This is a genomic window from Mesorhizobium sp. M6A.T.Cr.TU.017.01.1.1 (genome assembly GCF_004023115.1).
Taxonomy (GTDB): domain Bacteria; phylum Pseudomonadota; class Alphaproteobacteria; order Rhizobiales; family Rhizobiaceae; genus Mesorhizobium; species Mesorhizobium mediterraneum.
On record NZ_RZTA01000153.1, the window covers coordinates 1 to 12,259 of the forward strand.

The following is a 12,259-nucleotide window of genomic DNA, read 5'->3' on the forward strand; positions in this document are numbered from 1 at the left end:
GCTGCGCGTCATCTTCGGTGGAGAAGCGCGGCCATTCGGATGAATAGGAACAGCAGGCGCCGCAGCTCTGGCAATCGAAGAGAGAGGCGGCGCCCTCCTCCAGGGACGAAAAGTCTCCGGCGCTCGCCAAGGCAAGCAGCCCTGACGCAACCGGATTCAGATCGGCGTTTCGCGGCAAGGACGCTATTTCTTCTTCCTGGTCTTGCGCGACGCGACATCCGCCGGCGACTTGAACAGATCGGTCGCGGCCTCGGCGGTGACGTCGGCTTTCGGCGCGGCGGCCGGCTTGGCCGGCTTGGCGGCAGCGGTTGCTGCCGGCTGATCCTTGGCGGAAAATTTTATGGCCATATCAATCCTCGTCAGAGAAACGCGATGATGGCGCATTCGGGTTGCGAAGGCGGCCGATCAGCGCCGAGACCGCCGTGATGTTCATTTCCTCGGGCGACCAGTTCCTGGCCTCCTCGATGTGCCGGGGCGCCAGCTCGCGATGCGTGCTGCCGCTATAGGCGGCATCCTGATGGGTGACCCGCTCATGGGTCTTGGCATTTTCGCGGACATACTCGATCAGATAGTTCGGGCATTCGGAGCGGCCACGCACGCCGAGCCTGACCTGGGCATCGCCATGGGCGCGCCTGCAGCGCTCGAGCTTTTCGAGCACGCGGCGGACATATTCGACCGGCTTGTCGAGTTCTCCCACGACATCGGCGATGGTCGAATCGGCGGCGATCGCCTTTTGCGGGACGCGCTTGGTGGCCATCAGCGTTTGCCCACGCGCTTCGGCGAGGCGGGGAGCGCGGCGGCCGCAGCCATCTCGTCGGCTTCCTTTTCCAGGCGCAATTCGCGCAGCCGCGCGGTCTTGGCTTCCCGGGCCTGGCTGACAGCATCCTGTTCGGAAATGATGCGGTTGAGCGACATGGACTGGGTCTGGGTCTTGCTGAAGATGGATTCGGCCTGGTCGCGGGATTTCTTTGAAGTGGCGGTCAAGGTCTTTCTCCCGGTTCGGAGCGTAATGCCGAAAAATGGCGAGACCGGTCTTTCGACCAGGACCACGCACAAAGCAATACGGCAGTCGGATTCAAATTGCTGGAGCACCCTTAACACGTTCAAGCGAACGCGCGGTGCTCTTTTCGAACTTTTGAAGCGCCCCAAACGCAAAAGGCCAGGCATTGCCTGACCTTCCGCTGGAGCGCCGCGCGTCCTTTTGGACGCGCTGGCACTTTCTCATTCTGCGCATGATCCTTCGGAAACGATGTTTCCGGGGTCATGCGCTGAAATTCGCCATTCACCAGTGCCAGTACATCCGTGGTCACCAGCGAGGCTGAATTCCGTTTTAGGCCGCCTTCAACTGATCGGCGGACATCTTGCCCGACTTGTTGTCGCGGACCATCTCATAGCCGAGCTTCTGGCCCTCAACGATGTCGCGCATTCCGGCGCGCTCTACGGCCGAGATGTGGACAAAAACGTCGGCCGAGCCGTCGTCAGGCTGAATAAAACCAAAACCCTTGGTGGCGTTGAACCATTTAACTGTGCCTGTGCTCATAACGAACCCTTTCCGTGGCAAATATTCGTTCGCCGTCATGCGAATGCACAACAACGTTTGTCTCGATTTTGATGGGGGAAGTTCGTCAAAGGCGCGCCTGAGCACGCGGATAACAAAAGTCAGTCAAACAAATATCGACGAATTTCTTATAGACTTCTTTTGACGCCGTGTCAATTTTTGCTTTCGCCGCCCGGCGGACCGATCGCCGCCAGGTTGGATTAAGCAGGGATTCGATGGCGGATTTGGCGCCGAAACCGGTCGAGCGTCAGCTGTCGAAAAAAATCGCACCATGCCGGGAACCATTTTGGCATCCATGCATTTTGGGTATCGTCAGCAGTTCACGAGAGCAATCTCAGGAAAGGCTGACACAAAGGACGCCTCCCGTGCAATAAAACGCGCGAGGGGCGTTCTTTTATGGCGAGCGGCAATCGCCGCTTAGCGCCGGCGAGCCGGACGGCTCTGGCCATCGCGGACCCGTGGCCTCGGAACCGAAAAACCAGCCGCCCGTTTGCCCAGGACAAAGGCAAATTAAACCCCAGGAGATGCGGCCATGGTGAACAAGGATCAGGTTGCGGGCCTAGCCAAGCAGTTCAAAGGCTCCGTGAAGAAAGCCGCCGGCAAGGCCACCGGCAACAGGCGCGTCCAGGCTGAAGGCTCGGCCGACAAAATCGCCGGCAAATTGCAGAAGGCCTATGGCGACGTGAAGGACAGGGTCAGAAAGGCGCTCTGATCGCTGCGCTGCCGTTTTCAACAGCGATGAGGAAGCGGCTTAAGTAGCGGTTCAGCTTTTGATAAAAGCGCCGAACCGCTCTAAGTGTTTGTTTTTACGCAATTCCGGACGGAAAACCGCTACGCACTTTTCCTGGAATTGCTTTAGGCGGTTTGCTGTCTGCTTCAGTTGCCGCCGTTAGAAGTTCAGGCTCTTCGAGAAAGCGTTGGTGAAGGCGACCTCGCCATGATCGCCGATGGCTTCACCAAGCACCACGTCCATGCTGTCGCTGGTCACCTGCGCCAGCGCGAAGCCGCCCATATAGGCGGCCTTCGGCTTGAACAGATCGACCCCGTCGCGGCGGTAGATCATCGGCACCTCGTGCTGGTGACCGTGCAAGATAGCGACGACATTGTAGCCCTTCAGCGCCGCCAGCAGCGCCTGCCGGTCCGCTTCGCTCCACCAATGCGGCGGGCCAGGACCGTCATCGTCGAAGGTTCCTTTGGCGGCATCCCATCGTTCGATCGAAAAAACATCCCAGCCATAGTGTTGGAAGAGGATGACGGGGCGGCCATCCGCCGCATAGGTCGCCAGATCCTGCTTCAGCCATGGCAGGCTGGAGAGCGCGCCATGGCCGGTGTCGCCGGCAAAACGGTGCGTCTGGATGAGATGCAGGCCACCCCAGTCCCAGGAATAGCAGTCGGTATCGACATCGTAGTCGGTCGCCGGCACCGGCGGCTTGAAGAACACGCCCGGGCGGTGGTTGACCTCGACATAGTCGCGCAATTCGCGCCTATACCAGTCGACATGAGGTGGCGGGCCATTCTGGTCGAGATCATGGTTGCCAAGCCCGACATAGACCGGCATGTGCACGCGATCCGGGCCGACGCCTTGCTGATAGCGCTGGCTGAACTGGAGAAGCTGCGTGCCCTCGCTGGGCTGGGTGATCTGGCCGCCGCCATCGTCGGTCATGTCGCCGCCGACGACGAGGCCGAGCGGCGTGGCGAGGCGGCTGCCGGCCGAACGCAAGCCGGTGGCGACGCCGTTGATTTCGGCCGGCCATTCCTTGTCGTCGATGGCGTTCAAGGCGGCGATACTGCGCAGCAAGGCAGCGTCGGTCTTGCCTTCCTGCTGGCAATTGGGGCTCAGCCCGCTGGCCATGCGGCAGGCATGGACATCAGCGATAAACAGGAAGGTGGCGTCGACGGGCGGATTGCGCTGCCCGGTCTGACCGAGCGCCGGTCGCGCAACGGCGCCGGCCGCAGCAAACCCTACCGCCTGCGCCAGGAAGCTGCGCCGGGAGACTGATCCTGCCGAGATGCGATTCATGGCGCGAAATTCAGCACAGCCGGCGCCTCTTCGTCTAGTTGCCTCGAACAGTATGTCGACACGGTGCCGCAGGTCTGGCATTCCTTCCGGTGCTGCACTCAACTTACGCGGGCAGAGGAGGACGCCATGAAGACTATATCCATCGGCACGACACTCACCATCCTGGCGAGCGCCGCTCATGGTGCCGAGTGCATCGACGCCAAAACCGCCAAGGCCGGCTTCGTTCTCGAAAGGCCCGGCATCCATAGCGAGTTTCGACCGGCGGCGGGTGGAATGGTGTCGGTTGCCAACGAATACCAATCCCAATCGCCGCAGACGCAGTTTCTGTTCGGCGGCCTGATCGAGGTGTTTCGCGACAGCGAGACCGGTCAGCTTGCCATGATCCCGCTTTCCGATCTCAGAAAGCTGTTTCCGCTCAAGGCCGGGGCGAAAAGCAAGACCGTATTCGTTCGCCTCGCACCCAACAAACAACCGAATGGGCACTGAGACGCTCGAGATCAACGTCAAGGGCAAAGAGACGTTCAGCCTGAGCGACTGCAAATACAACGTGCTCGCCGTCAGGCAGACGATCAAGAACGAGGCCGGCAAGACACAGGATGAATTCACCGCGCTCTACGCGCCCGACCTGCAGGCCGTTCTGGCCAGGCGCTATGACGAGGGCACCAACGCCGAAAGCGTGGTCGGCTACGAGATCATCAAACCGCTACCGAATTAGGCTCCGGCAGGGCAGAGGGCTGACGCCCGGCATCAAACGACCCTGTGCTGCCGCAGCACCCTGCGACGTCGCTTCGCAACTGCTGCGCCCTTGGAGGACGAAGCTGGGGAAGCTTCCTGCTCCAGCGCGTTCAGGCAATCGCGCAGCACACCGGAATCCTGCGCCGTCTTGGCCATCGACATGGCGCCGGAATAGGTGGCGGCCGCGAGCGCGGCGAAGCGCTGCGGATCGGTGTCCTGCTCCCTGCCCGCTTGCTGGTCGGCCCTGATCTTGTCAGCGATCGCCTCGCGCCATGCCGAAAAAATGGCGGCAAGAGCAGCGCGAAAATCCGGATCGGCGAGCGACAGTTCATGCGCCAGATTGTTGAGCGGGCAGCCGCGCACGAAACCCTGCTGCTCCAGTTCCGTTGCCACGGCCTCGAACACGCTGCGCACGCCCTCGCGCGCCGAGCCAGCCGCCTGCAGCGGCGCGATCCATGTTTCTTCTACGGCTGCCGCCACCCGCTCCTCGATCACCGCCAGCGCAAGCGCCTTCTTGGTCGGGAAATGATGATGCAGCGCGCCGCCAGTGACACCCGCCGCTGCCATCAGGTCACCGAGGCTGGAAGCGTGGTAGCCGCGCGCCTGAAAGGAGGCTTCGGCGACATCGAGCACGCGTTTGCGGAGGCCTTCCGGGTCGTTGGTGCGTTTCCCGGGCCGCACCTTTGGGCGAGCGGTAATCTCTGCTGACATCTCCACACGATAGCAGATTGACAAAACAGGACAACCGGTCTGTTTTAGAACAGGATGAACACCCTGTTTTGGAGATTGCGCGATGAGCGTGCCGCTGAATGCCCCGTCGAAATCCAGCTTCAACGCCTCGCCGATCGTCGAGTTCAGACAATACACGCTGAAACCTGGCCGGCGCGAGGCGCTGATCAGCATCTTCGACGGTCACCTGATCGAGGGTCAGGAAACGGCAGGGATGACCATCATCGGCCAGTTCCGCGATCTCGACCGACCAAACATGTTCGTCTGGCTGCGCGGCTTCGACGGCATGGAAGCGCGCAAAAAAGCGCTGACCGCGTTTTACGAGGGATCGGTGTGGGCCGCCTGGCGCGATGCCGCCAACGCCACGATGATTGACTCCGACGACGTGCTGTTGCTGAAACCGGCATGGCCGGGCGCGGGCTTCGACCTGACGGGCTCGCAACGGACAGCCTTGCCGGCTTACGAAAAGCCAAGCAGAGACAACCGCTTGTCGGATATTGTCGTCATTAAGATTCATCATCTGCGGCCCGGCGCCGAAGTCGATTTCGCCAGCCGCTTCGAAACTGATGCCGAGTCCGTGCTGGCGGCACCTGGCGCGCGGCCACTCGCTGCGTTTGTGACCGAGCATGCCGAAAACAGCTTTCCCCGCCTGCCGGTTCGATCAGGCGAAAACGTTTTTATCAGCGTCACGGGTTTCGACAGCGCCGACGCCCATGCCCGTCATGAAGCAGCGCTTGCCGCCGCGCCGGCCTGGCAGGCATTGCAGTCGGACCAGGCCAGACCGACGGAAACGCTGCGTCTTTCGCCCACCTCACAATCGCAGCTCGGACGGTGACCTGTCGTGAGGCGGCTCACGAAGAGGCCTTCGCGACGCAAATAATACGTTGCCTTCGTTGGACTACCGTTTCGAACGCGTCAGTTTCCGAAGATTGGACTTCAAATTGCCGCCGGCAGCCACGTGGCCTTCAAGCAAGCGGGCCCATGTGGCCACCGCGGCCGAGCGCGTCAGGTTGGTTTGCGCGAATTGCTGCGCCTCCGCGGCTATTTCGGCCTCCATTTTCGGATTGGCACGCAACCATTCGATACGCTCGACCAGGTCGGACATGTTCCGTGCCACCGGGACGTAGTGACGAAACGGCTCGATATCCCCGAAGAACCACTCATGCCATGGTCGGTCCTGCATCAGCACGACGCGCTTGGTGTGCAGCAGCAATTTCAAGCGCCCGCTATAGCCGGCACCTTCGACATCAATCATGTATCTGAATGTGGCGACCTGCTCCTCCATGGTCTTGAAGGTGCCGGAATATTGCACGGAGGCGGAGTCGTAATCAGGCGCGGTGTCATAAGCCTCCAGGAGATCGGGCCGGACCGTCGCAGCCTGGACCGTTGCCTTGCGCGCATCGTTCATGCAGCGCCCTGCCCAAAACGCGCTGTTCTTGCGCGGCTGCCCTTCCGACGCGACTGCCATCGCCGACGTTTTTTGATCGTAGTCGTCGAATTTCGCCTCCGGCCAGCCATTGAAGATGAAATCAGGCGCGGCAATCTCGGCATAGCCGTCTGCCGAAGAAAAGCCGAACCGCGTCCGGAAATACCTGGGTCTTTTTGCAAACGGCACATCGGCCAAGTTGACATAGAAAGATGGGATGCTACGAACGCCTAGCAATGCCAGCGCCTCGGCTATAAGGGTCAGCACTTGTATGTGCCTTTGAAGCCAGACGGCGCGGAAACTTGCCTGCAGCCTTCCCTTGCTGAACCGGCAGTACATTTCACCTCGATTAAGCCTATGCACCAAACCCCGCCCCTGTTCGGCAATGCGAACAGGAATGGGTAGGTTCGGGGTCACTGCGTCGAGGCCTGCCATTTCAATGATGCTCTTCTGCGAGGTTATGTGCGAATTTTGATCGTAGGTGCCGGCGTGTCAGGCGCGACTTTGGCCAGATCGCTGGCTGACGCCGGCTATCCGGTTCGGGTTGTCGAGGCAAAACCGCATCCCGGTGGGCACTGCCACACCGAGCGAGACGCGCGGACCGGCATCATGAAGCATGTGTTCGGACCGCATATTTTCCATTCCGACGATATGGATGTCTGGTCGTTCGTTTCACGATTTGCAGAATTCAGGCCTTTTGCGTTGGAGGTGAAGGCCAATGTGGCCGGGCGGCTGTTCTCGCTTCCAATCAATCTAAACACGTTGAACCAATTTTTCGGAAGGCAGTTCACCGAAGAGGACGCGCAGGCGCATATTCGGAATCTTTCGGTACCACTGGACCATGACCCTCGAAATTTCGAAGAGCAAGCAATCTCAAGTATAGGTGAGGCACTTTATAACGCGTTTTTCAAGGGCTATACGCAAAAGCAGTGGGGGCGTCCACCCGACCAGTTGCCAGCCGATATTTTCAAGCGGTTGCCATTGCGCTTTACCAAGGACAACAATTACTTCCACCATTCTCGGATCGGAATTCCGCAGGAAGGCTATACCGCCTTGGTGGAAAAGATGCTTCACCATCCGCTCATCACCGTCGAATATAATACCAAGTTCCACCGCGACGGCGTCGACCGCGAATTCGATCATATCTTCTACACAGGGGGACTGGATGCGTTTTTCAGTTTCGAGTTCGGGCGGCTGCCCTATCGGTCGCTGCGATTCGAGGATTTCGTCGTCACTGGAGACTTTCAGAAAAGCGCAGTCGTAAACTATCCCGATCCCGAGGTCCCATACACTCGGATTTCCGAACACAAGAAGTTCTCGCCGTGGGAAACACATGAAAAAAGCCTGTGTTCCCGCGAGTTCAGCTTCGAATGCGGCGAGAATGACGTTCCATTCTATCCGGTCAATCTAGCAGCCGGATCGGCGTTGCTGGATCGCTACCGGTATGAGGCCACGCAACTCCGCAACGTGAGTTTCGTAGGCCGCCTTGCGACGTTCAAATATCTCGATATGGACGTTGCCATTGGACAGGCGAGGCATGCTGCGGCAGTCACAATCGGCTGTCTTACCACCGATCTGCCGGTGCCGGCCTTCTTTCAGCCATAAGAAACCAAGAGAGCTACGCGTCAAAGCTTTCCGCCCTGCGACAGCAAGACAAGTATTTGATGAGCATGCGCTCTGAGGTGAGTCAAGATATGTCGCAAAATCCGTGCTTCTTTTTCGCTGCCGATCAAAACTACTTCCCATACGCTTGCTTGGCCGCGCGCCGTGTGTTGGACGTATCCGGCCCAATCAAGGGCTTTCTTCTTCAGACTGGTGCCGGCGCAAAAGACCTGGAGGTCGGTGAGCGCTTGCTAGGGTCCGCGGTCAGCATCCTTGACGTGTCGAAGTTCATGGAGGCGACGAATTTTGATCCGGGCCATCTGACCTTGGCGACCTATATCAGGCTGTTCGCAGATCAATTGCCTGAGCTCGAGCCCTACGATCGCATCGTCTATGCCGACAGCGACGTGCTCTTCAATCGATCGATAGCCGACCTCACCCACGCGCAACTGCACGCGCCGTTGCTGGCCGCTCACGACGAGCAGAGCTATTTCGACGCGAAGTACCGGAAGCACCTGCCGATGAAGCCGGGCGCACCGAAATTCAATGCGGGCGTGCTGGTGTTCAACATGCCGCTGGTACGGCGAGAGGGGCTGTTGCAGAGAACTCGGGAACTCTCCTCGCAGCATACCTACGGTCTGGACCAAGGTGCGCTCAACGTTGCCTTTGAAGGCAGATGGCAGACTATGCACCCTTACTGGAACGTCATGACGAATTTCAGCAGTCAGATATCGTTCGGCAAGTCGTTTGCGCGCCACTTCACGCGGGGTAAACCCTGGTCGCAGCACCCAATTGGCGTCGAACCAGAAGTTTTGGCCATCTATCGCCAACTTGCAAAGGATACGCCTTGGGCCGGCCACTTCCCCCGGCAGGCGCGGTTCGTCCTCAAAAGCTTCACCCGAAAGCTCGATGCCATCACTGGATTCCTCATCAATGACGAGAAGCGCAAACGAAGGTCCCGGTTTGACGCCGAACAGGTAAGCGGGGTTTTTGCCGAGCACGCGGACCGGTGCATGATGGCCGCGCAATATCCCGAGTGCGTTGCCGGGATCGCAAGGTAAGACCAAAATCAGCCAGTCGGCCGGCCAGGCGTATGTATCGGTCAGTTTGCCTGAGGTAGATCAGGCGCTGCCTGTGCAGCGTGTCAGTCAGCAATGCTGGGGGGAAGCGAGATCGTGTATTTCGGCGCCCGACTCCTTTTGAGCTTGCGCCACGGCCTTAGCCGGTCTTTCAAGGGGATCGCAGGTGTTTTGTAAGGCGCGGGGACGAGGCCGGCGAGCCCATAGTAGCTGTCAAGAATATTGCTTTGGAGCAGACGCCGTTCCTGGGTAAAGAAGCTGAAATGCGCCACGACCAGATCGCCGAGCACTTTGCCCGGGCGGTCGAGCATTGCCGGCAGTGTAGCCGATAGCCATTCTTCCTCACCGCCGCTACCGTTCTTTGGCGGAATAAAAAGATCACCCAGTTCCACTATGTCGGATCCAAAGAAGCCGATCGCGTTGATCGAAAAGCGCGACAGCCGGATCTCCCGGTCCGGCACGCGGAAATCGCCGAGTCTGTTGGCTTTGACGGCTTCGATGAAGACCGGGTGAAGCGCCATCGGAAAACTAGCGTGGGCCCACGAGAATTCGCATGCCGCCTGACACGTAAGTGGCCCGTCGACCAAGACCCTGGAAAGATACTTGATCAGCGTGTTGCAGATTGCGTTGTTGATGATCAACGGCGCATACCACAGAGCCGACCCCCTTTCGCTTGCTACCCTCTCCATGAATCTAGGGAAGAAGCCATCTTCCAGAAAAACCACATCGTCGTCGAGGCGCAAATAGAAAGCGTCCGGATCGTCGCAGAAGCGAAAGAAGTCGCCGATCGCGTTGTTGCTGCCATCAGCATCAGGAAGCGTTTTTATCCTGCAACGCGTGTCTGTCGCAGCCAGCTGCTGGAGATAGGCACGATCGACCTCGTTGCGGCAATTGTCCCACAAATGCCATTCGTATACTTCAGGGCTCTTCAGTACATAATGGCTGAGCAGGCGGAGATATTTCTCGCGACCGGCCGGTGTCACAACAATCAATTTCACGAATAGGATGTCCTGTCATAGCCGCGCATCGGCTCGGCTGTTGCCTTGCCGTTTCTACTCCCGGCGAGATGATCGATATCGCCGCTTTGCTCAAACCACAGCGGTGGTCACAGTGCCAAGAGAATCGCCGGCATAAATGTCTCCCTGATCGTCGCGCAGGATTTCACGCACCGCTCACAGGGCGCATCGCAGGCACAGCCGAAGATTCCATGTTGGCCGAGCGCCATTCAGAAACCTGTTCTCGAAACCATTCAAGGGTCAGCCTAACGCCTTCTTGATAGCTGACCTTCGCTCCCCAGCCTGGAAGAACACGCCTGGCCAGTGTCAGGTCCGGGCATCGATTTGTGGGATCCTGGGGAGCTGGCGGATGATGCTCGACCCGGGAACCTGGAACAAGCGAACAGACGAAGTTTGCGATCTCCAGCACAGACACCTCGCAATCGTTTCCGATATTCAAAGGGCCCCGGTACGATATGTTGTCGCGCCAGAAAAAACGCTCCAAACCGTCGACGATATCCTCGACATAACCCCAACTGCGGGATTGAAGACCGTCGCCATAGACCGTCAGGATTCCGGTGGTCAGGGCTTGGCTGATAAAATTCGATATAGCGCGACCATCGTCGATACGGGTTCGCGGTCCATATGTGTTGAACAATCTCGCGACACGGATATCGAGTCCGCTGATGCGCTGAGATTCAAACAACAGCGCTTCGGTGCAGCGCTTGCTCTCGTCGTATGACGATCGGGGTCCTATGCAATCCACCGAGCCCCTGTAGCTCTCCGGCTGCGGAGAGACCAAGGGGTCGCCATAGACTTCCGACGTCGAAGTGAAGCAGAAGCGACCACCCGGTTTGAGTAGCGTCAGAAGATTCAGCGCGCCCCCGATGTTGGCCTTGATCGTGCGTACCGGCTCGCGCATGTACCATGATGGAGAAGCAGGCGACGCCAAGTGCATGATTTCATCGAAGCGCTGGTGCGATGCGAAGCTCTCGGCGTCTTGTACTTCCAGGCTCAGTCGCGGATCATTGATATGCTCAATGTTCTGCTGCACTCCGGTCCACAGATTGTCGACGACAACCAACTTTCCCAGGTCGGCGCGCAGCAACAGGCGATCGACCAAATGCGATCCGATGAAGCCGCAGCCTCCAGACACCAACACGCTCCGCGACATGGAGTTTCTCCTCGACATTCGGCCATTCAACAAACAGCCGAACTGTTTTCTCGGAGGACGCCATACACGCATTCAGTCCAAAGCCATAAGTTTTTCCTGCCAGTGCACTTTATCCGCGCCGCGCTAGTTCGGATGAGGGTGTTCGAGTGGATCGCCCGCGTTGGAGTTTCTTCCACATACCTCAACCGTCTCGGCGCCAACGCGCCGATCCACCTTCTCGATAGCGAGAGAAGAAAGAAGATTCTCCTTCAACCGATTTGCATCCTTGCCGCCCGCAATCTCCGCTTGAAGCCATTTGTGCAACGCGATACGCCGGTGCCGAATTCGACAGACCGGAGAGACCAAGTGAGCGCGCCAGAGACCAGAACCGAAACCGACACGTTCGGTCCCATCGAGGTCGCCGCCGACCGCTACTGGGGCGCACAGGCGCAGCGTTCGCTGGGAAATTTCAAAATCGGCTGGGAAAAACAGCCGGCGTCGATCGTTCGCGCGCTCGGCATCGTCAAGCGGGCGGCGGCCGAAACCAATATGGAGCTGAAGCGGCTCGATCCGGCTATCGGCAAAGCGATCATCGAAGCCTCTCAGGAAGTCATCGACGGCAAGCTCAACGATCATTTCCCGCTGGTCGTCTGGCAGACCGGCTCGGGCACGCAATCCAACATGAACGCCAACGAGGTGATCTCCAATCGGGCGATCGAACTGCTGGGCGGTGTCATGGGATCCAAGAAACCGGTGCACCCCAACGACCACGTCAATATGAGCCAGTCGTCGAACGATACCTATCCGACGGCCATGCACATCGCCTGCGCCGAGCGCATCGTGCACGACCTGTTGCCGGCGCTCAGGCATTTGCACGCCGCGCTGGAGGCCAAGACCAAAGCTTTTGCCCACATCATCAAGAGCGGCCGCACGCATACGCAGGACTCGACGCCCCTCACCCT

General features: G+C 59.0%; 16 protein-coding genes and 1 pseudogene. 7 read left to right on the plus strand and 10 right to left on the minus strand.

Annotated elements, in window-relative coordinates; translation table 11 throughout:
• The 5 genes and pseudogenes from EOB36_RS35515 to EOB36_RS30555 all read right to left on the minus strand — a co-directional run.
• Positions 1-130, minus strand: a pseudogene (locus EOB36_RS35515) (YkgJ family cysteine cluster protein); the annotation flags it as partial.
• Positions 131-183: 53 nt separating this feature from the next.
• On the minus strand, positions 184-348 hold the full coding sequence (locus EOB36_RS30540) for a hypothetical protein (protein WP_095489281.1): 165 nt from the start codon (positions 346-348) through the stop codon (positions 184-186).
• Position 349: 1 nt separating this feature from the next.
• Positions 350-757: a hypothetical protein gene (locus EOB36_RS30545; protein WP_095489282.1), complete on the minus strand. Its 408-nt coding sequence runs from the start codon at positions 755-757 to the stop codon at positions 350-352.
• Positions 757-984: a hypothetical protein gene (locus EOB36_RS30550; RefSeq protein WP_095489283.1), complete on the minus strand. Its 228-nt coding sequence runs from the start codon at positions 982-984 to the stop codon at positions 757-759. The genes EOB36_RS30545 and EOB36_RS30550 overlap by 1 nt, the downstream gene beginning before the upstream one ends.
• A 346-nt stretch (positions 985-1,330) precedes the next feature.
• On the minus strand, positions 1,331-1,540 hold the full coding sequence (locus EOB36_RS30555; protein WP_010915421.1) for a cold-shock protein: 210 nt from the start codon (positions 1,538-1,540) through the stop codon (positions 1,331-1,333).
• Between the two features lie 550 nt (positions 1,541-2,090).
• On the opposite strand from EOB36_RS30555, the gene EOB36_RS30560 reads away from it, so the two are divergent.
• Positions 2,091-2,270 (plus strand): CsbD family protein, encoded by a 180-nt coding sequence (locus EOB36_RS30560; protein ID WP_126107058.1) that lies wholly within the window; start codon positions 2,091-2,093, stop codon positions 2,268-2,270.
• Between the two features lie 177 nt (positions 2,271-2,447).
• Here EOB36_RS30560 and EOB36_RS30565 read toward each other — a convergent pair whose 3' ends face one another.
• A complete protein-coding gene (locus tag EOB36_RS30565) occupies positions 2,448-3,578 on the minus strand; it encodes a metallophosphoesterase (RefSeq protein WP_128286340.1) in 1,131 nt (376 codons plus the stop codon).
• A 126-nt stretch (positions 3,579-3,704) separates the two neighbouring features.
• On the opposite strand from EOB36_RS30565, the gene EOB36_RS35520 reads away from it, so the two are divergent.
• Positions 3,705-4,064, plus strand: a complete 360-nt coding sequence (locus EOB36_RS35520) for a hypothetical protein (RefSeq protein ID WP_245467941.1) — start codon at positions 3,705-3,707, stop codon at positions 4,062-4,064.
• Positions 4,054-4,293 carry a hypothetical protein gene (locus EOB36_RS35525; RefSeq protein ID WP_245467942.1) on the plus strand — a complete coding sequence of 80 codons (240 nt, stop codon included), beginning with the start codon at positions 4,054-4,056 and terminating at the stop codon, positions 4,291-4,293. Before EOB36_RS35520 ends, EOB36_RS35525 begins: the two co-directional genes overlap by 11 nt.
• 32 nt (positions 4,294-4,325) lie before the next feature.
• Here EOB36_RS35525 and EOB36_RS30575 read toward each other — a convergent pair whose 3' ends face one another.
• Positions 4,326-5,024 (minus strand): TetR/AcrR family transcriptional regulator, encoded by a 699-nt coding sequence (locus tag EOB36_RS30575; RefSeq protein ID WP_164897661.1) that lies wholly within the window; start codon positions 5,022-5,024, stop codon positions 4,326-4,328.
• A gap of 82 nt (positions 5,025-5,106) precedes the next feature.
• Between EOB36_RS30575 and EOB36_RS30580 the strand changes: the two genes are divergently transcribed.
• Positions 5,107-5,877, plus strand: coding sequence for an NIPSNAP family protein (locus EOB36_RS30580; protein ID WP_128286341.1), 771 nt, complete (start codon positions 5,107-5,109; stop codon positions 5,875-5,877).
• Between the two features lie 63 nt (positions 5,878-5,940).
• Here the strand turns inward: EOB36_RS30580 and EOB36_RS30585 are convergent, their stop codons facing one another.
• Positions 5,941-6,903 (minus strand): glycosyl transferase family 90, encoded by a 963-nt coding sequence (locus EOB36_RS30585; protein ID WP_128286342.1) that lies wholly within the window; start codon positions 6,901-6,903, stop codon positions 5,941-5,943.
• Positions 6,904-6,930: 27 nt separating this feature from the next.
• Here EOB36_RS30585 and EOB36_RS30590 point away from each other — a divergent pair, with 27 nt between their 5' ends.
• Both EOB36_RS30590 and EOB36_RS30595 read left to right on the plus strand, forming a co-directional pair.
• Positions 6,931-8,073, plus strand: a complete 1,143-nt coding sequence (locus EOB36_RS30590) for an FAD-dependent oxidoreductase (RefSeq protein WP_128286343.1) — start codon at positions 6,931-6,933, stop codon at positions 8,071-8,073.
• 89 nt (positions 8,074-8,162) lie between these two features.
• Positions 8,163-9,131: a glycosyltransferase gene (locus tag EOB36_RS30595; RefSeq protein ID WP_164897662.1), complete on the plus strand. Its 969-nt coding sequence runs from the start codon at positions 8,163-8,165 to the stop codon at positions 9,129-9,131.
• 83 nt (positions 9,132-9,214) lie between these two features.
• Here the strand turns inward: EOB36_RS30595 and EOB36_RS30600 are convergent, their stop codons facing one another.
• Together EOB36_RS30600 and EOB36_RS30605 are read right to left on the minus strand one after the other, a co-directional pair.
• On the minus strand, positions 9,215-10,147 hold the full coding sequence (locus EOB36_RS30600) for a hypothetical protein (RefSeq protein WP_127205409.1): 933 nt from the start codon (positions 10,145-10,147) through the stop codon (positions 9,215-9,217).
• 163 nt (positions 10,148-10,310) lie between these two features.
• Positions 10,311-11,318: an NAD-dependent epimerase/dehydratase family protein gene (locus EOB36_RS30605; RefSeq protein WP_128286345.1), complete on the minus strand. Its 1,008-nt coding sequence runs from the start codon at positions 11,316-11,318 to the stop codon at positions 10,311-10,313.
• Positions 11,319-11,450: 132 nt separating this feature from the next.
• Between EOB36_RS30605 and EOB36_RS30610 the strand changes: the two genes are divergently transcribed.
• On the plus strand, positions 11,451-12,259 hold an 809-nt coding region (locus tag EOB36_RS30610; protein WP_245467943.1), incomplete at its 3' end, for a lyase family protein.